This is a genomic window from Dyella terrae (assembly GCF_004322705.1).
Taxonomy (GTDB): domain Bacteria; phylum Pseudomonadota; class Gammaproteobacteria; order Xanthomonadales; family Rhodanobacteraceae; genus Dyella_D; species Dyella_D terrae.
Genome location: NZ_SIZZ01000001.1, coordinates 2,158,140 through 2,182,689 on the forward strand (window position 1 = coordinate 2,158,140; position 24,550 = coordinate 2,182,689).

17 protein-coding genes are annotated in these 24,550 nt (G+C 64.3%); 11 read left to right on the forward strand and 6 right to left on the reverse strand.

Annotated elements, in window-relative coordinates:
* The 7 genes from EYV96_RS09585 to EYV96_RS09615 all read left to right on the forward strand — a co-directional run bounded on the left by EYV96_RS09585 (position 1) and on the right by EYV96_RS09615 (position 15,890).
* On the forward strand, positions 1-1,017 hold the full coding sequence (locus EYV96_RS09585) for a dipeptide epimerase (protein ID WP_131151190.1): 1,017 nt from the start codon (positions 1-3) through the stop codon (positions 1,015-1,017).
* Positions 1,014-2,309 carry a peptide MFS transporter gene (locus tag EYV96_RS09590; protein ID WP_240732392.1) on the forward strand — a complete coding sequence of 432 codons (1,296 nt, stop codon included), beginning with the start codon at positions 1,014-1,016 and terminating at the stop codon, positions 2,307-2,309. The genes EYV96_RS09585 and EYV96_RS09590 overlap by 4 nt, the downstream gene beginning before the upstream one ends.
* A 42-nt stretch (positions 2,310-2,351) precedes the next feature.
* Positions 2,352-3,212, forward strand: coding sequence for a MurR/RpiR family transcriptional regulator (locus tag EYV96_RS09595; RefSeq protein ID WP_131151191.1), 861 nt, complete (start codon positions 2,352-2,354; stop codon positions 3,210-3,212).
* 249 nt (positions 3,213-3,461) lie between these two features.
* Complete coding sequence (locus tag EYV96_RS09600; RefSeq protein WP_131151192.1) at positions 3,462-6,923, forward strand: autotransporter outer membrane beta-barrel domain-containing protein; 3,462 nt, start codon at positions 3,462-3,464, stop codon at positions 6,921-6,923.
* A 271-nt stretch (positions 6,924-7,194) separates the two neighbouring features.
* On the forward strand, positions 7,195-10,353 hold the full coding sequence (locus tag EYV96_RS09605; RefSeq protein ID WP_131151193.1) for an autotransporter family protein: 3,159 nt from the start codon (positions 7,195-7,197) through the stop codon (positions 10,351-10,353).
* A gap of 233 nt (positions 10,354-10,586) precedes the next feature.
* Entirely contained in the window at positions 10,587-11,705 is a 1,119-nt protein-coding gene (locus EYV96_RS09610; protein WP_131151194.1) for a response regulator, read from the forward strand.
* Between the two features lie 57 nt (positions 11,706-11,762).
* Entirely contained in the window at positions 11,763-15,890 is a 4,128-nt protein-coding gene (locus tag EYV96_RS09615) for a response regulator (protein ID WP_131151195.1), read from the forward strand.
* A gap of 12 nt (positions 15,891-15,902) precedes the next feature.
* Here the strand turns inward: EYV96_RS09615 and EYV96_RS09620 are convergent, their stop codons facing one another.
* Positions 15,903-16,709 (reverse strand): bestrophin-like domain, encoded by an 807-nt coding sequence (locus EYV96_RS09620; RefSeq protein WP_131151196.1) that lies wholly within the window; start codon positions 16,707-16,709, stop codon positions 15,903-15,905.
* A 201-nt stretch (positions 16,710-16,910) separates the two neighbouring features.
* Between EYV96_RS09620 and EYV96_RS09625 the strand changes: the two genes are divergently transcribed.
* Together EYV96_RS09625 and EYV96_RS09630 are read left to right on the forward strand one after the other, a co-directional pair.
* On the forward strand, positions 16,911-17,846 hold the full coding sequence (locus tag EYV96_RS09625; protein ID WP_131151197.1) for a GlxA family transcriptional regulator: 936 nt from the start codon (positions 16,911-16,913) through the stop codon (positions 17,844-17,846).
* 198 nt (positions 17,847-18,044) lie between these two features.
* Positions 18,045-19,028, forward strand: coding sequence for a VOC family protein (locus EYV96_RS09630; protein WP_131151198.1), 984 nt, complete (start codon positions 18,045-18,047; stop codon positions 19,026-19,028).
* A 48-nt stretch (positions 19,029-19,076) separates the two neighbouring features.
* Here EYV96_RS09630 and EYV96_RS09635 read toward each other — a convergent pair whose 3' ends face one another.
* The 5 genes from EYV96_RS09635 to EYV96_RS09650 all read right to left on the reverse strand — a co-directional run bounded on the left by EYV96_RS09635 (position 19,077) and on the right by EYV96_RS09650 (position 22,148).
* Positions 19,077-19,820, reverse strand: coding sequence for a ubiquinone/menaquinone biosynthesis methyltransferase (locus tag EYV96_RS09635; RefSeq protein WP_131151199.1), 744 nt, complete (start codon positions 19,818-19,820; stop codon positions 19,077-19,079).
* Positions 19,821-19,890: 70 nt separating this feature from the next.
* Complete coding sequence (locus tag EYV96_RS09640) at positions 19,891-20,448, reverse strand: hypothetical protein (RefSeq protein ID WP_131151200.1); 558 nt, start codon at positions 20,446-20,448, stop codon at positions 19,891-19,893.
* Positions 20,449-20,519: 71 nt separating this feature from the next.
* Positions 20,520-21,467, reverse strand: a complete 948-nt coding sequence (locus EYV96_RS09645; RefSeq protein ID WP_240732393.1) for an AAA family ATPase — start codon at positions 21,465-21,467, stop codon at positions 20,520-20,522.
* Positions 21,468-21,508: 41 nt separating this feature from the next.
* Positions 21,509-21,694 carry an AAA family ATPase gene (locus EYV96_RS18950; protein ID WP_240732394.1) on the reverse strand — a complete coding sequence of 62 codons (186 nt, stop codon included), beginning with the start codon at positions 21,692-21,694 and terminating at the stop codon, positions 21,509-21,511.
* 79 nt (positions 21,695-21,773) lie between these two features.
* Positions 21,774-22,148 (reverse strand): hypothetical protein, encoded by a 375-nt coding sequence (locus tag EYV96_RS09650; protein ID WP_131151201.1) that lies wholly within the window; start codon positions 22,146-22,148, stop codon positions 21,774-21,776.
* 612 nt (positions 22,149-22,760) lie between these two features.
* On the opposite strand from EYV96_RS09650, the gene EYV96_RS09655 reads away from it, so the two are divergent.
* Both EYV96_RS09655 and EYV96_RS09660 read left to right on the forward strand, forming a co-directional pair.
* The gene (locus tag EYV96_RS09655; protein WP_131151202.1) at positions 22,761-23,060 is read left to right on the forward strand and encodes a hypothetical protein; all 300 of its coding nucleotides are present in this window, start codon (positions 22,761-22,763) and stop codon (positions 23,058-23,060) included.
* Between the two features lie 109 nt (positions 23,061-23,169).
* A complete protein-coding gene (locus EYV96_RS09660; RefSeq protein ID WP_131151203.1) occupies positions 23,170-24,537 on the forward strand; it encodes an FAD-binding oxidoreductase in 1,368 nt (455 codons plus the stop codon).
* Positions 24,538-24,550: the final 13 nt, after the last annotated feature.

Here is a 24,550-nt window from a genome sequence, read left to right on the forward strand (position 1 = left end):
ATGACCGGTCGAACCACCCTGAGCCTGAGCGCCCACATCGAAAAGCTGCCGCTCAAGCAGGCTTTTCACATCACCGGCTACACCTTCACCGCCTGCGATGCGCTCATCGTGACGCTGCGCGAGGGCAACCTCACCGCGCGCGGCGAAGCACTTGGCGTGTACTACCGCGACGACACGCCGCCGAACATGCTGGCGCAGGTGGACGCATTGCGCGAGATCGTCCAGCAGGGCGTCACACGCGAACAGCTGCTGTCCTTGCTTCCTGCCGGCGGCGCACGCAATGCACTGGACTGCGCGCTGTGGGATCTTGAAGCGCAGCGCAGGGGCAAGTCCGTGTGGGAGTTGGCCGGCGTATCCAAAGTGGCGTCGCTGCTCACCACCTACACACTCAGCGCCGATGAACCGACGCAGGTCGCAGCCACTGCACGCGGCATGGACGGTGTCCGTGCCCTCAAGCTCAAACTGACCAATGACACACTCAACGCCGAGCGCGTGAAGGCAGCGCGTGCCGCCTGTCCGGATGCATGGATTATGGTCGATGCCAACCAGGGTTTCACGCGCGAGTCGCTGGCCGCCTTGCTTCCCACTTGCGTCGAGGCGCGGGTGAACGTCATCGAGCAACCCTTCCCCATCGGCTGCGAAGACTGGTTCGACGGTTTCGAGTGCCCCATCCCCTTCGCGGCCGATGAAAGCGTGCAGGACATCGGCGACCTGGCCAAGCTCGCCGGGCGCGTGCAGATCATCAACATCAAGCTCGACAAGTGCGGCGGTCTCACCGCCGGCCTGCGGCTGGCGGCGGAGGCCAAACGCCAGGGCTTTGACCTGATGGTCGGCAACATGGGGGGCTCATCCTGGTCCATGGGGCCGGCGTTTGTGCTGGGCTCGCTTTGCGAGGTGGTCGATCTCGACGGCCCGATGTTCATTCGTGGCGACCGCACGCCCGGCGTGTCCTATCGCGACGGCCGTGTGTGGTGCCCTGACGAAGTGTGGGGCAACCCGCGCGCGACCACGGCATGAGTGTCACGCGCGCTGCCCAGGACGGGATGCCGGGCAACCGTCAGTTTCTCGGCCATCCGCTGGGACTGACGGTGCTGTTCCTCACCGAGATGTGGGAGATGTTTTCCTTCTTCGGCATGCGCGCGCTGCTGGTCTACTACATGACCATGCGACTGGACCTGGCGCAGGACCACGCCTCACTGATCTATGGCGGCTACGCGGCGCTGGTTTACCTGACGCCGATCCCCGGCGGCTTCATCGCCGACCGCTGGCTGGGCAAGCGCCGCGCCGTGCTGCTTGGCGCCAGCATCATGGCGCTGGGACATTTCATGATGGCGGCGGAGACGTTGTTCTACCCCGCGCTGATCACCATCGCGGTAGGTAACGGCTTCTTCCTCCCCTGCCTGGCCAGCCAGATCGAAGGCCTGTACGCAAAACACGATCCGCGCAGCAAGGGTGCCTACAACATCTACTACGTCGGCGTGAATCTCGGGGCATTTCTGGCGCCGCTGGTATGTGGCTTGCTGGGTGAGGTCTACGGCTGGCACTGGGGATTCGCGGCGGCCGGCTTCGGCATGCTGATCTCGCTGGTGATCTACGTCGCGGGGCTCCGGCATCTGCCAGCGGAAGTGACGCCTGCCGTTCGCGAGACGCCTGCCACTACCGACGCGGTGACGGTGCGTGCACGGCTGGGCTTCCTGCTCGGCATCGCCGCCATCGTGGTGATCTTCCGCGGTGCCTACGAGCAGGTCGGCAACACCGTGGCGTTGTGGGCGGACGTGGGTGTTGACCGGCAGGTCACATCCGGCTGGAGCATCCCCATGGCATGGTTCCAGGCGCTGGACCCACTCGTGGTCTTTGCTGCCACACCCTTGCTGGTAGCGCGCTGGTCACGCCTGGCAAAACGCGGCATCGACACCCCGTCGCTGCTCAAGATGGCATTCGGCGCCACGGTAGTCGCCCTCTCCTACCTCTTGCTCGCCGGCATCGCCGGATGGACCGGTTCGCAAGGCGTCCACGCACACTGGGGCTGGCTGGTGGGCTGGTTCGTGCTGATGACGCTCGGAGAGCTGTATATCCTGCCCGTGGGTCTGGGCTTGTTCGGGCACCTGGCACCCGAGGGCTGGCGGGCCACCTGCATTGCCCTGTGGTTCTTCGCGGGCTTCTTCGGCAACCTGCTGGCCGGCGCGCTCGGCACGCTGTGGAGTCGCCTGTCCCAACCCATCTTCTTCGCCGTCATCGGCGCCGTCGCGTTGTGCTCGGCCGCCATGCTGTTCGGCGCGGGGCTACGCGCCCAACGTGCGCAACGTTAGGATAGGCATCACCGCACCGCGCCTTCGACCGAGTCCATCGCGATGACCAAGGATCTCCAGCAAACACTCAAGGACCGCTGGGAAAGCTTCACCGCCTCCGATCGCAAGATCGCGACGTACCTGATGCACAACATCCGCGACCTGCCGCTGGAAACGGCGCTGTCGGTCAGCAAGCGCGTGGGCGTGAGCTCGATGACCGTCGGTCGGTTCCTGCGTACGCTCGGCTACAAGAACCTCGGTGAACTCAAGCGCGACTTCTTTGGCGACAACACCTGGCGCGAGTATTACCGCGCGCCGAAGCGACCGAAGGATGCCGACGACATCGACATGCATCTGGAAGCGGAGACCCGCGCACTCGCCGGCGTGCACGCACTCGCGCGCAGCAAGGAATGGAAGGGCGTGGTCAAGCTGCTTTCCACCGCCGACCAGGTGTCGGTCGCCAGCTTCCAGCACAGCAGCTTCCTGGGTCTTGGCCTGGCCAAGCTATTGCAGCAGGTGCGCCCACGAGTCGCCTTCAGCGACAGCAGCGACGCCGCGTACGTCGACATCCTCGTCGACTCCACCAAGCGCAGCTGCATCGTGCTCGTGGATACACGCCGCTACTTCAAACAGTTCCGCGCCATCGCCGAAAAGGTCGCGCAGCGCAAGATTCCCCTCGTGCTGATCACCGACACCGATTGCTACTGGGCCCGCGAACTCACCCCGCATGTGCTGATGGTGCAAGCCAGCGAGGTGTGGCACAGCTACAGCGCGCTATCGAGCCTTTTCAGCCTGCTCACCGCCGATGTGAGCAAGGAAAACACGGCCGTGATGGAGCGCCTGAGCGAGATCAACGAACTGCGCCAGGAGCTGGTCGGTTATATGGGCGGCGAACACGCCAAGCGGAAATCCGCGAAAGACTGAAGGGGCGCGGCAGAGCGGTGATGGCGCGCCGTTGGCGCTATCAACGGCAAACAGCAAGAGCGCGTCAGGATGAAATCGCGCCCCACCTGCGCACTTACCGTTAACTGTTCACCGTTCACCGTCACTCCCCCTGCTTAAGTAGTTTTACCTACCCCGCACTTCATTCAAACGACTGCACCTGCACACGTCGTGGGTTACTACGTCGTGCAGCTCGCCCGCGCCTGAGTCCCACTACTCCATGGAGGTCACGTGGCTCACTCCGCTCATCTGCATCCCAGTCACCGGTCTATCGTTGTTGCGGTATCTCTGGGGTTGGGCATCGCCAGCCATGCCCAGGCACAGTCAACAACACCGATCTACCCTCTGCCCGTCATCACCTCCAACACGACGTGGAGCTACGAGCAGTATTACGACGGCAGCGTGGTACCCAACGGCCTCATTCAGGGCTCGGTGACCATTCACCCCGTTCCACCGTATCCGGCGCAACTGGGCGGCGCGGGCATCTCCGTGTTCCGTGGCGCGTCGGTGCTGATCGATCCGACCCAGGGCACGCCCGGCCTCGTCGCCGTCACCTCCGACTATCGCGCTGGCGCGCCGAACGATGCGCTCTACATCGCCAACGGCACGGTCACTATCGCCGCAAGCAGCGCGGGCGTCCTTTTCACCGGCAATGGGCAGACAACGCATGGCCTGTACATGCCCAAGGCGAGCAGCGGTGCGTCGTTGCTCAATGGCGCCAACGTCACCTTCGTCACCAACGGCGATCAGGCGGATGGGCTGCGAATCTATGGCAACAACTCGACGGTCCTGCTCAAGGACACGAGCATCACCGTCAATGGCACCAACAGCTGGGGCGTGCTTTCCTGGGACCAGAGCAACATCACGTTGACCAACACCACGATCACGCCCACGGCGACCGGCGGCGGCGGCGTCTATCTCCTCAACGGCTCGCATGCCACGCTCAATGGCAATTCACTGGTCAACATAACAGTGGACGGGAACTATGGCCTGTACATCATCGCCGGAAGCACCATCAACACCAATGCGGACCCGTCCGTCGGCGGCACGGTGACAGTGCAGACCACGGGGGCGACGAGCCATGCCGTGCGCATCGATACGTCAACCGGCGTTCTCAACCGGCTGCTCGCCACGACGACACAAAACGCCTCCCACGGCATTTGGGTGTCGGGCACGTCGACGATCACCGGCTCCCAGGTGGAAGTTCGCACCGGCGGTACCGGCTCCTATGGCATCCGGGCCACCGGAAGTGCATCGCTTGCGCTCAACGGAGGCGCCATCACCACGCAGGGAGCCAACTCCTACGGCGTGCTGTCCGGTACGGGTGCCGCCACCGTCAATCTCACCGACTTCAACATCGAGACGCATGGAGGCAGCGCGCACGGCATCTACGGCTGGACGGGCAGTACGACCACGTTCGCCGGTGGAAGCATCACCACCGATGGCGCCAGCGCTTACGGCGTGAACGCCAATGAAGGCAAGGTCAGCTTGCTCACCGATGCAGGCGGCGTCGGTACGACCATCACCACGTCAGGCGCCAACGCCTATGGCGCTCGCGCCCAGGGCGGCGGGACATTCAATGCCACCGGCGCAACGATCCACACCTCCGGCACCCATGCCTACGGCATCGTTTTCGATGCGCCTGTCACGGTGGGTGCGAGTCCGGTGGTGGGTGCGACACCCGGTTTGCCGGCACTGCCCTCAACGACGCCCGAGCAGGATACCGCCACACCGCCGCCGCCACCGGTGATCGATCCTGCCGTGCCTCCTCCGCCACCGCCCGACGCCATCGATCTGAGCCCGACCACATTGGCGCTGGGCTCTGCCGCCGACCCGCCGGTGATCGGTGCATACAACATGGTGTTGCACGACACGACGGTTATCGCCGACGCCAGCGCCGCGTTTCGCGTCAACGGTGGCATGGCCATCGTCGATCTGACCGACGCCACGCTCACCGGATCGACCGCGGCAATCTACACATCGTCACGCACCCCGACAGGCGGCTCGCCCATCGGCGGCACGTTGTGGATGGACGCCGATCACTCGGTATTGAATGGCCGGGTGATGACCGACTCGCTCAGCACCGCGACGCTCAACCTGAGCAACAACAGCCAGTGGCACGTGACGCTCAGCTCCAACCTCACTAACTTGTCGAATGTCGACAGCGCCATCGATTTCCCGACGAATGCGGCGCTGGCGTCGGCGCCGGCAAGCAGCGCCTCGTATCGCAGCATTACCGTCGCCGGAAGCTACGTCGGCAACAACGGCACGCTGTCGCTCAATACGTACCTGGCCGACGACGGCTCGCCGTCGGACCAGCTGATCCTCGATGGCGGCTCCGCCTCCGGCAACACCAGGCTACTCATTCACAACACCGGCGGCCCCGGCGATGAGACGCTGGCGAACGGCATCCTTGTCATCAGCGCGATCAACAACGCGACCACCACGACGAGCGCGTTCTCTCTCGGCAACACCCTCCGCGCGGGCGCCTACAACTACGCCTTGTTCCGCGGCGCCGTCGACGGCAGCAGCGCCAACAGCTGGTACCTGCGCTCGGACTTCGTCGTACCGCCACCCGAGCCCGAACCACCGGGCCCGCCGGCGCCACCCGCCCCACCGGCCCCCGAACCACCGGGCCCACCGGCGCCTCTCCCGCCCGATCCCCCACCGGAGCCTTTGCCTCCGGGCACTTACCCCATCATCGGGCCCGAGCTGGCGACGTACGGTGTCGTGCAGCCCAGTGCACGGAACATGGGGCTTATCACGCTCGGTACCTTGCACGAGCGCATCGGCGACACACTGACGGCCGCCAACACCGAAGGCAGCCCCGAAGGCTGGGCCACCTCGGCATGGGTGCGCGGGTTCGGACAGGACATCAACAACCGTTATCGCAGTTATGTCGACCCTCGCACCGATGGCCGGATCGCCGGTGGCCAGCTAGGCGTCGACGTCTGGCAAGGCAGTCTGGCCGAGGGTCACCGCGACGCCTTCGGCATTTATCTTGCCTACGCCAACACACACGCCAATGTTCGCGGACTGGTCACCAACGAGGAACTGACCGATTACGTGCAAACGCAAACCGGCCGCATCAATCTCGATGCGGTGTCAGGCGGTGGCTATTGGACGCACTACGGGCCCAGCGGCTGGTATCTCGACGGCATTGTCCAGGGCACCCGCTACAACGGCACCGCGCGAAGCAACAACGCATCCATCGTCACGCGCGGCGATGGCGTTGTCGCATCACTCGAAGGCGGATATCCCATCCGCCTGAGCTGGGGACCGAACTTCATCCTTGAGCCGCAAGCGCAGGCGATCTGGCAGCACGTCTGGTTCCGTACCGTGGCCGATGCATTCAGCACGGTATCGCTCGGATCGAGCTCAGGCGTCACCGGGCGCATTGGCCTGCGCGGTCAATGGACCTTCGTGCGCGACAATGGGCAGGTGTGGCAACCCTATGTGCGTGCGAATGTCTGGCGTGGCACGGGCGGCGGATCGACGGTGACGTACGCAGGCGTCGACCAGGTGCCATTGATCATGCGCACCGACTGGGCGGATGTCGCCATGGGCCTCACTACGCGATTCACGCCTGCCGTGAGCCTCTATGCGCAGCTTGGCTACCAGTTCGGCATCGGTTCTTCCAACGAACAGCGCGAAGGGATGTCGGGCGATATCGGACTCCGCTTCCGCTGGTAGTGTCACCCGCGGGATGCTCGCTTGCTGGCGGCATCCCACGCGCGCCTCGTCGCAGAAGCGCAGCGCATACTAAGCATGCGCTAAGCACTCAATCTGAATGCAAGCGAAGTTCCGCATATTCACTTAGTCATAGCCCCATGTGCTTGTGCCTCACTTCGCGAGGCTCCCGCGCTTTTGCGGTCAAAAGCTATACCAAACTCTCACACGAGGAGGACTAGGACGTAGTGCAACCAGCCCACGTCCTAAGTGCCAACCACTCCGTGGAGGTCGTATGGCTCGCTCCGGGAAGTTGCGCTTCCATCGGCGATATGTGGTCGTCGCCATTTCTTTTGCCCTGGTGATCGCCGAGCCGGTCGGTGCACAGACCTACCCGAAAGCAGTCACCCCCTCCGGCAGCAATTTGAACTATGAGCAGCGATACGACGGCACCATCGTGCCCAGCGGCGACATCCAGGGAACGGTGACGATTCATCCCACGACACAGCTATCGATACTCAATGGCACGGGCATATCGGTGCTTAACGGTGCCACGCTGCTTATCGATCCCAATCAGGGAACGCCTGGCCTTGTCGCCGTCACCGCCGACGCCGGTCCTCCGATCGGGGGATACCCCACCTATGGTGCGCTCTACATCGTCAACGGCACGGTCAACATTCCCGCAAGCAGTGCCGGCGTGCTCTTCACCAGTAATGGCCGAAGCGTGCCAGGCCTGTACATGCCCGGGTCCACCGCGGGCCCGTCGCTGTTCGACGGCGCAAACGTCGATTTCGTCACCAACGGTGCCAACTCCAACGGCCTGAGCGTATTCGGGAGCAATTCCAGCGCGCAGTTGCGGGACAGCAGCATCACGGTCAATGGCGATGGCAGTTGGGGCGTACAGGCCGGAAGTGGAAGCAGCGTCACTTTGACCAACGTGGCGATCGCCGCGATCGCCAATAGTGGCGGCGGATTGAATGCCATGGACGGTGCGGGAATAACATTCAACGATGGATCCATCTCCACGCAGGGATCGAGATCCTACGGCGCGTCCTCCACCAACGGCTCCACCATCAACCTCAATGGTGCAGCGATCGTAACGCAGGGCACCTATGGCTATGGCGCCTACGCCAATGGTGCCGCCATGAACCTCACGGACTCCAGCATCGTCACGCACGGAAGTTCGGGATACGCCATCTACGGCGCCTCGGGGAGCGAAACGAATGTCGCCGGCGGCAGCATTGCCACCGATGCCCCGTCGGGCTACGGCGTCTACACAAACGGAGGGGTGGTCGAGCTCGTGCCCGATGCCGGCGGTAACGGCACTACGATCACAACATCGGGCACGAGCAGTTACGCCGTGCGTGCGTTGAACGGAGGCATGTTCAGCGCCACGGGTGCAACCATCCATACGACAGGCGCGGGCTCGTACGGCATCCTGTTCGATGCCCCTGAAACCTATGGGCCGTTCAATCTCATCCTGCACGACACCACGGTGACGTCCGACGCCAGCGCCGCGCTTTACATCTGGGGTGGAACGGGCATTGTGGATCTCACCCATTCCAGCCTGAGCGGCGCAGGCACCGCCATTATTTCGATGTCACGCACGCCGGCCAACGGGTCCCCGATTGCGGGTGATATTTGGCTGTATGCCAATAACTCGATCATCAACGGACGCACTCTTACCGACGCCATCAGCAACATAACCTTGGATCTTGCCAACAACAGCCAATGGCACGTCACCCGGAGCGCCAATCTCACCAACCTGTACGTGTTCGACAGCGCCGTTGATTTCCCGATGACACCGGCACTCGCTTCGGCGCCAACCGACGGAAGCAGTTACCGCAGCATCAGGGTGACCGGTACTTATGTCGGCAACAACGCATCGATTGCGCTCAACACCTATCTGGCCGACGACAGCTCACCCTCGGATCAACTCATCCTTGATGGCGGAAGGGCCGTGGGGAACACCCGGCTCATCATCCACAACAGCGGTGGGCCGGGTGACGAAACGAAGGCCAATGGCATCCTGGTGGTCAGCGCGATCAATAACGCGACGACCGCGACCGATGCGTTCTCGCTTGGTACCGAAGTCCGCGCAGGCGCTTATGACTATGGACTTTTCCGCGGCGCCGCCGATGGCAGCAGCCCTGAAAGCTGGTATCTGCGCTCGGACTTCATCGTCCTTCCTCCCAGCCTGGAACCGCCCTCTCCGCCGCCGTCACCACCACCGCCACCCATCGTTCTGACGCCACCCCCCTCACCCGCCCCAGGCCCACCGTCACCACCCTCGCCTCCTGCGCCTCCCGGTCTCCCCGACCCTGACCCGGTGCCTCCACCGCCGCCGCCGCCTCCGCCACCACCCACAACGCCGGAGCCGGCCCCTGCGCCCGAACCGCCGCCACCTCCGCTACCGCCTGATCCACCACCGGACGTCCTGCCGCCGGGCGTCTATCCGATCATCGGACCCGAGCTGGCCACCTACGGTGTCGTGCAGCCCAGCGCACGCAACATGGGGCTGATGTCGCTCGGCACCCTGCACGAACGCATCGGCGACACGATGACCGCGGCGGAAACCGATGGCCGTCCGGAAGGTTGGGTCACGTCCGCATGGGTACGCGGGTTTGCGCAAGACATCAACGATCGCTATCGCAGCTACGTCGATCCGCGCACCGATGGCCGCATGGCCGGAGGGCAGCTGGGTATCGATCTATGGCAAGGCAGCCTTGTAGACGGTCACACCGACGCCTTTGGCGTTTACCTCTCCTACGCCAATACCCATGCCGATGTTCGCGGCCTCGTCACCAACGAAGCCTTGACGGGATACGTGCAAACGCAAACCGGCCGCGTGAATCTCGATGGCGTATCGGGTGGCGGCTACTGGACCCACTACGGGCCAGGCGGCTGGTACCTGGATGGCGTGATTCAGGGAACGCGCTACAACGGCAGCGCGCGTACCCAGTACACATCGCTCGTGACGCGCGGCGACGGCGTGGTCGCGTCGCTTGAAGGCGGTTACCCGTTCCACCTCAACTGGGGACCCAACTTCATCCTGGAACCGCAGGCGCAGGTGATCTGGCAGCACGTCTGGTTCCGCACCATGCCCGATGCGTTCAGCTCGGTATCGCTCGGCTCCAGTTCGGGTGTCACCGGACGCCTGGGCATTCGCGGCCAGTGGACGATCGTGCGCGACGACGGACAGGTCTGGCAGCCTTATGTGCGCGCCAATGTCTGGCGGGATACGGGCGGTGGCTCCACGGCGACGTACGCAGGCATCGACCAGGTGCCGTTGATCATGAGTACCGACTGGGCAGACGTCGCCGTCGGACTCACCACCAGGCTGAACGAAGGATTGAGCATCTACGGACAAGTGGGTTATCAGTTCGGCATCAGCTCATCCAACGAGCGGCGCGAAGGCATCGCTGGCAACATCGGCCTGCGCTTCCGCTGGTAATCCGGCCAGGCGGCCGCACACCGATCCCGCGTCCGCCTGATGCCCCGCCCCTGGCCGCGCGTCGCTCCTCTCCGACCCACGAGACCGCGCCGGGGTCCGACCAGGCCCGCACGACCTGCCCGGTCTTCGCAATTCATTGAGGAACCGGCGCATAGGATCGCCAGCGGCCTCGAGCGCCACCAGCGGTCCTGACAGGGCGACTCGCGCATGCAGTGCTTCCCAGGGGAGTCGTCATGAGCGTGACCGAATCAAGCAAGGCACCCACCGTCCTGGTCGTGGACGATACACCGGATAACCAGCTGATCCTGACCGAGCTGCTGAGCCCGCTCTATCGGGTCCAGTCGGCTGGCAGCGGCGAGGAAGCGCTGGCCATGGCCACCTCGACCGACAAGCCCGACCTGATCCTGCTCGACGTCGTCATGCCGGGTCTGACCGGATTTGATGTCTGTCGCCAGCTCAAGGCCAGAGCCGACACCCGCGATATCCCGATCATCTTCCTCACCTCACTCGATGCGACCGAGGATGAAACACGCGGCCTCGTGCTCGGCGCCGTCGACTACATCACCAAACCAGTCAATCCATCGATCGTGCGAGTGCGTGTGGCAAACCATCTACGCCTGAAAGCCGCCGCCGATTTCCTTCGCGACCAAAATGCCTACCTGGAACGCGAGGTGACACGTCGCACCGCCGAAGTCGCCGCCGTCCAGGAGGTCACCATCCATGCTCTCGCCTCGCTCGCCGAGGCACGGGACAATGAAACCGGCAACCACATCCGTCGCACGCAACACTACGTCAAGGCACTTGCCGATCATCTCCAGCGACATCCACGCTTCGTCGATGAACTGGATGAATCGACGCGCAAGCTGCTCTACCAGTCGGCACCGTTGCACGACATTGGCAAGGTCGGCATACCCGACGCCATTCTCCTGAAGCCGGGAAAGTTGACCGCCGAAGAGTACGAGGTCATCAAATCCCATACGACACTCGGGCGGAACGCGATCCAGCACGCCGAAGACCTGCTCGGCCTTGCCGTGCCCTTCCTGCGCTTCGCCAAGGAGATGGCCTACTCCCACCAGGAGCGCTGGAACGGCAGCGGCTACCCGCAAGGCCTCCAAGGCGATGCGATTCCGGTGTCGGCCCGGTTGATGGCGGTGGCCGATGTGTATGACGCCCTGGTCAGCCCGCGGGTCTACAAAAAGGCGATGCCGCACGACGAAGCCGCGGCATATATCGTCAACAAGCGCAGCGTCGAGTTCGACCCGGACGTAGTCGATGCGTTCGTCGCGCTGCAATCGGAGTTCCAGGCCATCGCCAGCCGTTTCGTCGACGAGTTTCCCGATCAACACGAATAACCGCAGGAAGCATCAGCAACCCGACGCGACACCCCCATCGAGGGAGGCTTTCGCCACGTGAGTGCATTACTCGAGCGTCTGGAGCGCATGACGCTCCGCACCAGGCTGGTCATCGGCTTTGGCGGCATTCTGCTGATGACGTTGTTGCTGGGTGTCTACAGCGTCAATACGCTGCGCCAGCAACGGGATCGCGTCAGCCGGCTTTACGAGCAGGACGTGGTGGGCCTGCTGCATATCCAGTCCGCCCGCGCCGCACTGGCCGACATGGGCCAGAGCGTCCGGCAGGTCGCCATGACCGAAGCCGGCTCCGGCAGGTCACGTGCCATACGCGATCTTGCCGATGCCGAAACGCTCACGCGGCAGGAAATCGAGCTGGCCCGACCGCATGTCTATCGCGAAACCGTGCAGCGCAGCCTTTCCGATTTCGACGCGGCATTTGCCAGCTACAAGCAACAGGTCGACCAGATCGTTGCGACGGTGCAAGCCCCGGGCAACCCGAAGGATCGAAGTGCGGCCGCCCTCCTTGCCTCGCCCGAGTTCCTGCGCGCCGACGTCACGGTCAAGGAACAGCTGGCGAGAATGGAGCAGACAAAACGGGAGGCCGCTGACCAGGAAGTCGACCAGGCCACCGAGCGCCTGTACGACGCCGGCCGCCTGACCGCCTGGCTGCTCGGACTGGCGGTCATCGCGGGCATCTTCTTCAGCTACCTCATCGGTCGCTCGATCCGGCGCCCGTCCACGCGCCTGATGGCATCGCTGGAGGCCATGGGCGCGGGCCAACTGGACGTCCAGATTCCCTACACCGACTACCCCAGCGAAGCGGGCGATCTCGCCCGCTCCGTCGCCAGCATGCAGCAGGAAGTCAAACGGGCCGCCCACACGCGCTGGGTGAAGACCCATGTCGCGGCCATCGGCGCCGACATGCAGTCGATGACCGACGCCGGCGAACTGGCGCACCATTTTCTTTCGGCGGTCGCACCGCTGGTACCCATCGGGCACGCGACGTTCTACCGCCTCGATGACGCGACACAAAACCTGCACCGCCTGGGTGACTACGCCGCAGCGCAGTCGCCCTCGACGATCGCCATCGGGGAGGGCCTGGTCGGCCAGTGCGCACGCGAATGCATGCCGATCGAACTGCACGAACCACCCGCCGGTTACCTGACGGTTTCGTCGAGCCTGGGCCACGCGCCTCCTGCCGAAATCCTGCTGCTTCCTGTGCTGCGCAACGAACGCCTGCTGGGTGTGTTCGAGCTGGCGGCCACCGCGCGCCTGAGCGTCAGCGAGCGTGAGTTGCTGGTGGAGCTGCTGCCGATGCTCGCCATGAACCTTGAAATCATCGAGCGCACGGAGCGCATGGGACAGCTGCTGGGTGAAACCCGCTGCCAGGCGACCAGCCTGCAGGACAAGACGGCCGAACTCGAAGCCAAGCAACGGATCATCGAGGCCTCGCAGGCCTGGTATCACCGCATCATCGACTCCGCCCCCGATGGGATGATGATCGTCGACGAGGCAGGCAAGATCATCCTGGTCAACCCGAAACTCGAGGCCATCTTTGGTTACGGACAAGGCGAACTCCACGGCGTGGGCATCGAGCAGCTGGTGCCGCATGGCGTGAACATGTCCCATCAGAAACTGCGGCATGCGTTCATTGCCGAAGGCGAAGCACGCCAGATGGGCGGGGCCGATGCCGACCTCCACGGCCTGCGCAAGGACGGCACGGAAATCTCGGTGGAGATCGGCCTGTCCGTGCTTCCCGAACTCGATGGCCAGGGCCGCTGTGTATGCGCTTCCGTGCGCGACGTCAGCAAGCGACGCGCCATGGAAGCGGCACTGCAGCAGAGCGAGGAGCGACTGCGCGCGATCCTCGACAAAGGACCGGTGGGTGTCGGCGTCTCCACGCGCGGCATCATTCGGTTCGCCAACCCCAAGTACACGGAAACCTTCGGCATCGAGCCCGGCGAAGACGCCGTCAAACTCTACGTTCATCCCGAAGAACGCGAAGACATCCGCAGGCTGCTCGCCCAGGGCGAGCCGGTGCTGGGTCGGGAAATCCGCATGTACGACCGCGATCACCAGGAGCGCGACATCCTGGCCACGTACATGCCGATCGACTACAGCGGCGAACCCGGCATGCTCGGCTGGTTCCTGGACATCACCGAGCGCAAGGCGGCCCAGCTCGCCATGCAGCAATCCAAGGAACTGGCCGAAGAAGCCACGCGCGCCAAGAGCGCCTTCCTCGCCAACATGAGCCACGAGATCCGCACGCCGATGAACGCCATCATCGGCATGAGCCATCTTGCACTGCAGGCCGGGCTGGAACCGAAGCAACACCGTTATGTCGAAAAGGTGCACCAGTCCGCGCAGAACCTGCTGGGCATCATCAACGACATCCTCGACTTCTCGAAGATCGAGGCGGGACAGATGCACATGGAGCGCATCGATTTCCGGCTGGAGGATGTCACCGAACACTTCGCCGATGTCATCGGTTTCCGCGCCGAAGAAAAAGGACTGGAGCTTCTGTTCCAGATGAGCCCGGAACTGCCGGCCGACCTGTTGGGTGACCCCCTGCGGCTGGGCCAGATCCTTCTGAACCTCGGCAACAACGCGGTGAAGTTCACTGACCATGGCGCCATCGTCATGGGCGTCGAACAGGTGGCGCGCGGCGACGACGACGTAGTCCTTCACTTCTGGATCAAGGACAGCGGCATTGGCATGACGAAGGAACAAAGCGCGCGCATCTTCGAGTCCTTCGTGCAGGCCGACTCCTCCACCACGCGTCGCTATGGCGGCACGGGCCTGGGCCTGTCCATCTCACGGAAGCTGGTCGAGTTGATGGACGGGCGCCTGTGGGTCGACAGCACGCCCGGGAAAGGGTCGACCTTTCACTTCGAAGTGCGTCTGGGCACCTCCCACGGTGCACCGAGGCCACGCATGTTCCTGGCCGACGAGCTGCATGGGCAGCGTGTCCTGGTGGTGGACGACAACGAAGAGGCGCGCGAGATCCTGTCGGGCATGGCACGGGCGCTGGGCCTGCGCGCCGAGGTGGCCGACAGCGGCATGGAAGCACTGGTGCGCGTCGCGCAGGCCGAACGCGAAGGCCATCCTTATCGCCTGCTGCTCATGGACTGGAAGATGCCCGAACTCGATGGCATCGAAACCGTGTATCGCCTGCAGGCCGACCGGGGCAGCCATGCGCCGGCGATCGTCATGGTGACGGCCTTCAATCGCGACGAGGCGCTGGAAGAAGCGCGGCGGCGCGGCGTCACCCTGAAAAGCGTCCTCACCAAGCCCGTCACGCCTTCGGTGCTGCTCGAAACGCTGGCGATCGCCGTGGATGCAGACTCCGTCGTCGTCACGCATGTCCGCAAACCCAGGGCCGAGGCCTCGCAGACCCGTGACTCGCTCTCTGGCAAACGCGTCCTGCTGGTCGAGGACAATGACCTGAACCAGGAACTGGCCCGCGAATTGCTGAGCCAGGCAGGCATCGACGTGGTCGTGGCGGAGAACGGCCAGGAAGCGTTGGAGAAGCTGTCCATCGACGCCCGGTTCGACGGCGTGCTGATGGATTGCCAGATGCCCGTGATGGACGGCTATGCGGCCACGCGCGCGATTCGCGAACGACTGGGCCTGGCACGCCTGCCCATCATCGCGATGACCGCCAATGCCATGGCCGGCGATCGTGACAAGGCCATCGCCGCCGGCATGAACGACCACATCGCCAAGCCGCTCGATGTGGGCGCCATGTTCGCCACCATGGATCGGTGGATGGGTGCACGCGCACCGACACTGCCGGACACCAGGGCGCCGACCCAAAGTGGCCTTGCCGAGCTGGTGTCCGCAGGCATCGATCATGAAGCCGGTCTGCGTCGATGCGACAACAACGAAAACCTGTACCGGAAGATCCTGGCGATGTTCCGCAAGGGCAACGCGGACTTCGTGCAGAAGTTCCACGATGCGCAACGCGATGCCGACCCCACCGCTGCGATGCGACTGGCGCACAGCCTGCGCGGTTCGGCGGCCAACCTGGGCGCAACCGGCGTCGCCGACGCGGCACGGGAGCTGGAAGACGCCTGTCACCAGGGCGCCGATCCGCAACAGGTGAAAGCAAGCCTCGCGCGGGTCACTACCGCCCTCGCACCGGTGCTGACGGGTCTGGCGAAGCTCGAAGGCGGTCCCGCCTGATGCGCCAGCGACTCACGTCGACATATGCGCCACGGCATCCCGCAGTGGTTGGCTGGGCACCACGATGAGTCCACGAAACAGCGTGTCGAAATCCACGATCACGTAAACCACGGACGCGAGCAGAATGCTTCCCAGCCCGATCGTCACCAGCGCGAGTGCGTTGTGCGGCGCAATGAGCCCGAAACTCAGGAAGATGACAAACAACCAGAACGCGAGCGTCATGAAGAACGGCATCGAAATCGAGCTGTGCGCTTCTTCGACCAGTTTCCAGTGCGCACTGACGGCGCGCGCGAATTGCGCCAGCCCCTCCTCCTTCAGCACCTGGTGATAGGGATCGCCCGGCGCCAGCTTGCGCAGTTCCTTGCCCGCCTCATCGAGCATCCGGTCCAGACGGATGTCGTCCAGATTTTCGGATGCGTCCTTGGGTGTGATGTCCCTGGGGAAATAGTCCCCGGGCGGAGGGCGTTCGTGCGGCCAGGTGCTGGCCGTCGTCGCTGCGGTGTACGCGCGCAGGAGCGCACGCGCCGGATCGCCTTCCGTGCCGTAGGAGCGCAACGTCGTGTCGAGCTGGATCAGGTCGGAGGCGAAGGTGTGGAAGTCATCGGTGACGGTGTCGAAGCTCGACTTGGCCGACGCCGTCAGCAGGCTCAGCATCAGCGCGGCGAAGGTCACCAGCATGCCGTTGACCAACTGCACGAGTTGCACCGTTTCCATGGCCTTGTGCTCTTCCGGCAGCACGCGGCGCACGCCCAGGCCGATCAGCGCGGCGGCAACCAGCACGCAGAAGGTGGCAATCGCGGTCGTCGCTGGATAGAGCATGGAAGCCCCTCGCTGGATGGCCGCGCCAGCACAACCCCTGGGGTAGCCTGCATTCCCTCCCCAGCCTGGCGGGCGGCGGCGCGGATTGTGGGCGCGGGGGCGTTAACCGGCCGAGAAGGCACTGCCCAGCCCGCGCCGCTTGACGCATGACGCGCGCTTACGCCAATTTCCACCATTCGCCCACGCCACACGACTGCCGCCATGCGACGCGAGATCGCCATCGTCGTTTTCCCTGGGTTCCAACTGCTGGATGCCGCCGGCCCGGTCGCCGTCTTCGAGATGGCCGAGCGGTTCCGGCCGGGCAGCTACAGCATCAGCGTGCTTGCGCCCGAAGGCGGGGTGATCCGCAGTTCGTCGGGCGTCTGCCTCGCGGCCGAGCCGATGGCGTCAAAACAGTACGACACGGTGATCGTTTCCGGTGGCAACCTCGCCCAGGTGGAGGAACACCAGGCGGGCATCGTCGCGTGGCTGGGTTGCGACGCGTGGCGGCGCGCGGCAGGTGTCTGCTCGGGTGCCTTCTTTCTCGCCGAGGCCGGCCTGCTCAACGAGCGCCGCGCGACCACCCACTGGGGCGCCGCCGATCGTTTCCGGTTGCGCTACCCGAAGGTGAAGCTCGACGCCGACCGGATGTTCATTCGCGACGGCAACCTCTGGACATCGGCCGGCATTTCCGCGGGCATCGACCTGGCCCTTGCCCTCGTCGAAGACGACCTGGGCCCCGGCATCGCGCGTCGCACGGCGCAACAACTGGTAGTGCACCAGCGCCGGCATGGTGGCCAGTCGCAGTATTCGTCGCTGGTCGACCAGGGCGGCAAGACCGGGCGGTTCGGGGAGCTGATCCACTGGATGCGCACGCGCCTTTCCGAGCCAATGACGATCGAGCGCCTGGCCGAGCGCGCGGCGATGAGCCCGCGCCATTTCACCCGGGCGTTCACGGCCGAGATTGGCGCAACGCCGGCCAAGGTGGTCGAAGGCCTGCGCCTGGAAGCGGCCCGCGTGGCGGTCGAAACCAGCCATGTGCATCTGGACCACATCGCCGCCTCCACCGGCTTCGGCGATTCCAGCCGCATGCGCCGGGCCTTCGTCCGCGCACTGGGCATGTCGCCGCAATCGCTGCGCCGGAGCGCCACGGGCTGACAGCGGCTCCGCGTCCGGCGTGTCCGTTTTTGTCCGGAACTTGTCCTTGCCGGCCTTCGCCCGGCGATTCAAGAATGGCGCCATGGGCCACCCCACCCACGCGAACCGTCCGTTGCCCGGCATGTCGCTTTCCGTCCATCCGGCCGTGGCAGCACGTTCGACGTTCGCGCCCTTCCCGCCTTTCCCGTGAGGATTCGCATGCGCCTTATCCCGTTCGTCTCCGCCTGCCTGATGGCTTTTGGCGTCGCCCAGTCGGCCATGGCCGCCCCGGCACCCACCACGCGCCTGGATCACGTCCTGCTCTGGGGCCGCAACATCGACGAAGTCACCTCGATCATGTCGGTGAAGCTCGGCTTTCAGGTGCGCCCGGGCCGTAACCCCGACGGCGTCGCCAATCGCTACATCCGCTTCGGCGATACCAGCTTCGTCGAACTGCTCGGCATCACGCGCCCCGATCCCAAATTCGACCCCGGCATGGCCGAAGATCAGAAGGCCCTGAAGGCCGGCCCCGGCTCGCGCACCTTCGGCTTTCGCACCACCTCGCTCGACACGATCCGCGGCGCCCTGCAGACGCTCAACTATGCCGTCACCCCTGTCTTCTCCGGCCCCGAAGGCAAAAAGGTCGGCTGGCATCTGTTCGCCTTCGACAAGGCCCCGTTGTCGAGCAATACGTTCTTCATCCAGTACGAAGCGGATTACGCGCCCGATCAGTTCGACCCCGGCAATCGCGACGACTACCGCGTGACGCGCGAGCATCCCAACGGCGCCCGCGAACTGTCGTCGATCTGGATCGTCTCCGCCGACGCCGACGCCGATCGCAAGCAGCTGGAAAAAATGGGCTACGGCCACGCGGTGCCCGTAAAGCTGCCGGCGCTGGGCGCGAAGGGTTTCTGCGTGCCGGTGGGCCCGACCTCACTGCTGGCACTGCAACCCGATGGCGAAGGACTCGCCGCGCAGACGATGGCCAAGACGGGCCCGCGCGTTATGGGCATCAGCCTGGGCGTGAGCGACCTGGGGCGTGCGCAGCGCTGGGTTGAGCGCGGCTACGAACACGCGGTGACGACCTATCACGGCTTGAACGGCGAGTCGCTTGCCGCGCCGACGCTGGATGATCTGGGCCTGACCATCGAGTTCCATGCCATGAAGGCCGGCGCCCTGGCGTGCTCCGGCGCGAAGTCGTAATCCACGCATGTCACGGGGTCGCACGTGCCAATGCGCGATGCGACCCCGCTATGCCGGCTTGCGCGCGACATGAATCGCCACGATGCCGAGCGTCAGCTTCTCGAACGACACCTCGGTAAAGCCCATCGCCCGGATCTCGTCCGCCAGGTCCGCCGCATCCGGGAACTGATGGATGCCCTTGAGCAAGTACTGGTAGGCCGAGGCGTCACCACCCGTCGCCAGCCAGCCAATGATGGGCATGGCCATGCCCATGTAGTGCAGATAGGCCCGGTGCAACCACGCCGGCGCGATATGCGATGCCTCCAGCACCACCAGCCGCCCGCCCGGCCGAAGCACTCGCAGCGCCTCGCGCAGCACCTTGTCGCGCTCGCAGATCTTGAGGCCAAGCGAGATCGAGTAGAGGTCGATGCTCGCGTCCGCGATGGCCGGCATGGCGTGGGCGTCGAGTTGGCGAAACGTGATGTTCGCCCGGAGGTTTGATGCGCGCCTGGACGCCATCGCCAGCATCTTCGGACTGATGTCGGAAGCGATGATGTGATGATCGCGCCCCAGGGCCTGCGCCGCAGCCACGCGCAGCACGACGTCACCCGTGCCGGTCGCGCCATCCAGCAGATCACGCCACGGCTCTCGCGCAATCAACTGGGCAACGCGACGTTTCCAGTGGCGGTGGATGCCGAAGCTGAAGAGGTCGCACAGCAAATCGTAACGCGCGGCGATGCGATCGAAGACGGCATCCTGATCCGTTTCAAAACCGGCGGCGTTGTGCGTGATGTCTTCGCGTTGAGTCGTCATGGCGGGACCCGGCAAAAGTGGACTGCGATGTCAGAACGATGGCGTCAGGCCCGCATCGGGGCCCCGTGCCTCACGACGACCAGATGTGAACGCGATCCTTGATCTCCCAGCGCCCGCCGTTGCGAACCAGGTACACATAGCCGCCCGATCCACACAACATGCCACAGCCCAGTGCGGTATAGATCACGGCCGTATTCCCGTCGGGGCTGTAGCCCGGCAGGCTCACCGTCATCCAACCCTTGGACTCCGGGTAGGCACGCTCGATACCCGGCCAGCCCCAGTCCGCCGGCCGGCCTTTGTGGCCCTCAGGAAGGCTGTAGAAGAACCGGTCGATGTCAGCGTGATCGACGAGCCTCCCGGTGGGACATGCCAGGTCATGGGGCAGGGGCAACGAACTGGCATTCCTTTGCAGAAGGTCGTCGAAGGCGCCCGTCGTGTCGTTCTTCAAATAGGAGTCCGATGTGGGGCCCTTCGTGTGCGACGACAGGAGGGTATAGCCCTTAGCCAGATGGCAAAATTTCCCGAGTGCTGCCTCAATCACCTGCGCATCCTCATGCGCCTGGCGTCTGGCGTTCGGTTGTCCTGTGGCACATGCGCCACAAAGCACCACCAAAGCGGCGATCATCATTGTTCGAACAAACACATCTCTCCCCTTTTTGTCGTGCCAACTTAAAACTTGTCCATGCAACCACCGCGCGGCTAACGCTCGGGCCAATGCCAGGCCGGTTCATCCAGCATGCCCTGCCCCGCGATGCGTGTCTGGCTGAGGTCCTTGATCACCTCGATGGAGCAGCACGCACCCTCCCGCTCCAAAGCGTCGATCAACCCGGGCGCGTGCGACACCACCCAGATCTGCGACCGCTCCGACGCCTTGATGATCAAACGCGCCAGCGCGGGAAGCAGGTCCGGATGAAGGCTGGTCTCCGGCTCGTTCAGCACCATCAGCGACGGCGGACGTGGAGTATGCAGCGCGGCGATCCACAGCAGATAGCGCAGCGTGCCATCGGACAACTCCATCGCCGTCAGCGGCCGCAGCAATCCATGCTGCGAGAACAGCAGCGTGAAGCGCCCGTTGTCGGTAGCGATATCCACCCGGGCTCCCGGGAACGCATCGTCGACCGCCGCATTCAGGGCCCCGGCATCGCCAATCTCCCGAATCGTTTCCCAGGCGGCGGCCAGATCCGCGCCATTGTGGCCGAGCGCGGTTGTCCGCGTACCGATCTGCACCTGTCGTGCCGGCGCATCGCGATCCGATCGAAAGTGATCGTAGAAACGCCAGCGGCGGATCTCTTCGCGCACGCGAAGGATCTCCGGAGCGCGCTCGGGATCGCTGATTTGGGAGAACACGCTTTCGAAGGTGTCCAGCCGGTCGGAAAGTACGCGCCATTGGCGATCCTCGCGGCTGCGAACCATGCGCCCGTGGCGATCGACCAGCAGGTTGGACGAGCGCAAAAACGGCCCACTCCAGATCGCCTCGCGCTTGATCTCCGGATCCAGGTCAAACGCACTCGGAGGAGCCGCCGGCCCGGGGGGCGGCGGAAACCCAAAATCGATCGCGTACCCGAAATCGTCACCGGCAAAGCCGAGTTTCAAGGCAGCCGACGCATACTGGACGCTTGGTTCAATCAGCACTTCACCACGTCGCATGCGATCGGAAGTGCGCTCTGGCCCCGCCCATAACGTGGAGGTCAGCCCACCCTCCTTCGCCAGCGCCGCCCCACGTTGCCTCCGGCCGTTTCGGCCAGCAGTCGCAACGCGCGATAGAGATTCGACTTACCGCTTCCGTTGACGCCTTTCACAAGATTCAGTCGCCCAAGCGGAACGACCAGCGAGCGGATCGACCGGTAGTTGGCGACGGCCAGCGTGTTGAGCATGGGTTCCCTCCCCTGAAGTTCCATGCGTTGTCATGAGGACGGCGTCACTGCAGGCGACGCCGTGGCAGAACCGTGAGTCTCAAGCCAAAGGATCGGCGGCGTTGTCCGGGCAGAGGAAGGCTTCGATCACGGGGCCCTCAAAATCGTCCGTACCGCTTCTGCCACCCACCTGCCCGCTGATCACGGCGTCCCTGTAGCGGAGCGTGCATCGCGTTCCCGTGGCGGGGAAAAACTGCGCATCGCCGAAGTACTGCACATACATTCGGTGCTGGGAGCCACCGCGAAGTTCAACCTTGACGGACCTCAGGACAGCGTTGAAACCACTGCCCGCCTTGGGTCGCGGGCCGTATTCCAGGATCAGCGCCGATTCGGCGAGGTGCGCACCTGGCAGTGATGCCTCAGGCAACGCATTCAAAGTGAATCCGGCCAGTGCGATGACGATTGCAGTTATCACGAACACCCCCTGTTCCGATAAACGTGCCGCTGTCGAAGCAACTAGGAAATCTCTTGAGTCGACATGCTTAGTCTTGGTGCAGATCAGGCAACGACGCAGCGATGCCCGCTCCCATCTTACGGACTTCCAAAAATCGATCTGCTACGGTTCACCAGCTGCTCGCGCTTACTTGATGCACTGTCGCATGCAGCCTCGCGCAAAGCGATCGAAGCGCGGGCCAAGGGTGGTGACACACCTCGAGGCCCGCTGACCATCACCAACTTACAAGGAGTTGATATGGCTATGACGGATTGTACGTCATCCCCTCCCCGTCGCGTCCCCTGCGACAAATCCCTCGGAAGTCCCCTGGCCGTCTGCGATCCATCCAGACACGGTTGACGAATAGAGCGCAGCCTATCGGGCGCTTCCGGAGCGTGTGTCTGGACCACATGCTGGCGCACTAGGAGCGCCAGTGCCCCGTGCTGCCCGACTTTCAAAACCATACCGCCCGGCGCTTGGACACAAGCAGGCCGACGAGACTTCATTGCCATGCGCGATGCGTAGTCGCTTTACCCGTGGCACGTCCGTGCGCGCGCGGCGTGCCACACCTCATTCACCACCAAGGAGCACTTCATGACGGAATCATGCGAACGCTGGGCGATTGGCGACGGCAGTTATGTGATCAACAAGGACGCCACCATCGAATCCTTACTCAATGACTCGATTGAGTGGCTGATGCATGCGTGGATCATCGTGGAAGACGCGCAACGCAACGCATCGAACAATCCCGTCGACGAGGCCGCAATGCTTCGATGCCGGCTGGGCAACCTGTTTATCTTCGTGCGCATGACGCTCCAGTGCGTCAGGGAGGCGCGGGGGAAGATGGGCGACAATGAGCTGGCGACGCCGGTTGTCGCGCCTGCCGACGGCTGACCCGCCGCCGTGATCCAGGGGATGCTGCACGGAACGGTACTTCCCTGGGCATCCCTTGATCGCCGGATGTGCACTGTCCCCACGCGGGGTTAGCGGTAGACTCCCGCCCATGCCACTCCCCACTCCGCTCATCGAAGCACTGCGCGCCACGTTTGGCGCCGACCTCTCGTTGGCTGAAGCCGAACGCGTTGCGTACTCCTACGACAACTCGCGCCTTCACGCGCTGCCCGATGCCGTGGTCTTTCCGACGACGCACGCGCAGGTCGAGGCCCTGGTTCGCCAGTGCCGGGAACATCGCGTGCCCGTCATCGCACGTGGCCGCGGCACCAACACGACAGGCGCCACCGTGCCCGTCGATGGCGGCGTGGTGGTGAGTTTCGAGCGCATGAATCGCATCATCCGCCTGGACCCCGACAATCGCCTCGCGATCGTCGAACCCGGCGTGCTCAATGGCGACCTGCAGCAGGCCCTGAAACCGCTCGGTTTCTTCTGGCCGCCCGATCCGACGTCTTCACCCTGGTGCAGCATCGGCGGCAACCTCGCCTGCAATTCGGCCGGCCCGCGCACCGTGAAGTACGGCAGCCCGCGCGAGAATACGCTGGGCTTGCGCGCTGTAGCCGGCACCGGCGAAGGCTTTCGCGCTGGCACTTACACCAGCAAAGGCTCCACGGGTTATGACCTCACGCGCCTGCTGATCGGCTCGGAAGGCACGCTGGCCCTGATCACCGAAGCCACGCTCAAACTCACGCCCAAACCCACGGGTTTGCGCACATTGCGAGCCACCTATCGCGATGTCAGCGCCGCGGCCCACGCCGTCGCCCGCATCATGGCGCAGCCCGTCACCCCCTGCGCACTGGAGTTCATCGACGACGTGGCGCTGCGCCTCGCGCACGAACACGGCGGCGACAGCGTGCCCATGGCCGGCGCCATGCTGATGATCGAAGTGGATGGCGAACCGGAAACGCTGCCCAGTGCAGTGGAAGCCGTGAGCCGCGCCGCGCGCGGTGAAGGTCTGGAATCGCTGGACATCGCGCAGACCGCCGAGGAAACCCAGGCGCTGTGGTCCGCCCGCAAAGCGCTCTCGCCCGCCCAGCGCACCATCTCCCCTAACAAGATCAACGAAGACGTCGTCGTCCCCGTCAGCCGCCTGCCCGAGCTCGTCGACGGCGTAAAACAACTCGCCGCCCGACACAACGTACTGATCGTCAGCTTCGGCCACGCCGGCAACGGCAACCTGCACGTGAACCTGCTCCCCCGCGACGACGCCGAGCGCGAACGCGCCCACGCCTGCCTGGCCGACCTGTTCGATCTGGTCATCCGCCTGGACGGCACGCTTTCCGGCGAACACGGCATCGGCCTCGCCAAACGCCCGTTCATGCCGCTGGCGCTGCAAGCATCCACATTGGATTTGATGCGCGCCGTGAAGTCGGCGTTTGATCCGGACGGGATTCTTAATCCGGGGAAGTTGTTGCCATAGCGGATGACGGCCT

What these genes read in the sequence shown, in the direction of transcription:
- EYV96_RS09630 (WP_131151198.1), top strand. Translation starts at nt 18,045, where the DNA reads ATGCGCCTTATCCCGTTCGTCTCCGCCTGCCTGATGGCTTTTGGCGTC.
- EYV96_RS18950 (WP_240732394.1), bottom strand. Translation starts at nt 21,694, where the DNA reads ATGCTCAACACGCTGGCCGTCGCCAACTACCGGTCGATCCGCTCGCTG.
- EYV96_RS09595 (WP_131151191.1), top strand. Translation starts at nt 2,352, where the DNA reads ATGACCAAGGATCTCCAGCAAACACTCAAGGACCGCTGGGAAAGCTTC.
- EYV96_RS09605 (WP_131151193.1), top strand. Translation starts at nt 7,195, where the DNA reads ATGGCTCGCTCCGGGAAGTTGCGCTTCCATCGGCGATATGTGGTCGTC.
- EYV96_RS09645 (WP_240732393.1), bottom strand. Translation starts at nt 21,467, where the DNA reads ATGCGACGTGGTGAAGTGCTGATTGAACCAAGCGTCCAGTATGCGTCG.
- EYV96_RS09625 (WP_131151197.1), top strand. Translation starts at nt 16,911, where the DNA reads ATGCGACGCGAGATCGCCATCGTCGTTTTCCCTGGGTTCCAACTGCTG.
- EYV96_RS09655 (WP_131151202.1), top strand. Translation starts at nt 22,761, where the DNA reads ATGACGGAATCATGCGAACGCTGGGCGATTGGCGACGGCAGTTATGTG.
- EYV96_RS09585 (WP_131151190.1), top strand. Translation starts at nt 1, where the DNA reads ATGACCGGTCGAACCACCCTGAGCCTGAGCGCCCACATCGAAAAGCTG.
- EYV96_RS09660 (WP_131151203.1), top strand. Translation starts at nt 23,170, where the DNA reads ATGCCACTCCCCACTCCGCTCATCGAAGCACTGCGCGCCACGTTTGGC.
- EYV96_RS09620 (WP_131151196.1), bottom strand. Translation starts at nt 16,709, where the DNA reads ATGCTCTATCCAGCGACGACCGCGATTGCCACCTTCTGCGTGCTGGTT.
- EYV96_RS09610 (WP_131151194.1), top strand. Translation starts at nt 10,587, where the DNA reads ATGAGCGTGACCGAATCAAGCAAGGCACCCACCGTCCTGGTCGTGGAC.
- EYV96_RS09640 (WP_131151200.1), bottom strand. Translation starts at nt 20,448, where the DNA reads ATGATGATCGCCGCTTTGGTGGTGCTTTGTGGCGCATGTGCCACAGGA.
- EYV96_RS09635 (WP_131151199.1), bottom strand. Translation starts at nt 19,820, where the DNA reads ATGACGACTCAACGCGAAGACATCACGCACAACGCCGCCGGTTTTGAA.
- EYV96_RS09590 (WP_240732392.1), top strand. Translation starts at nt 1,014, where the DNA reads ATGAGTGTCACGCGCGCTGCCCAGGACGGGATGCCGGGCAACCGTCAG.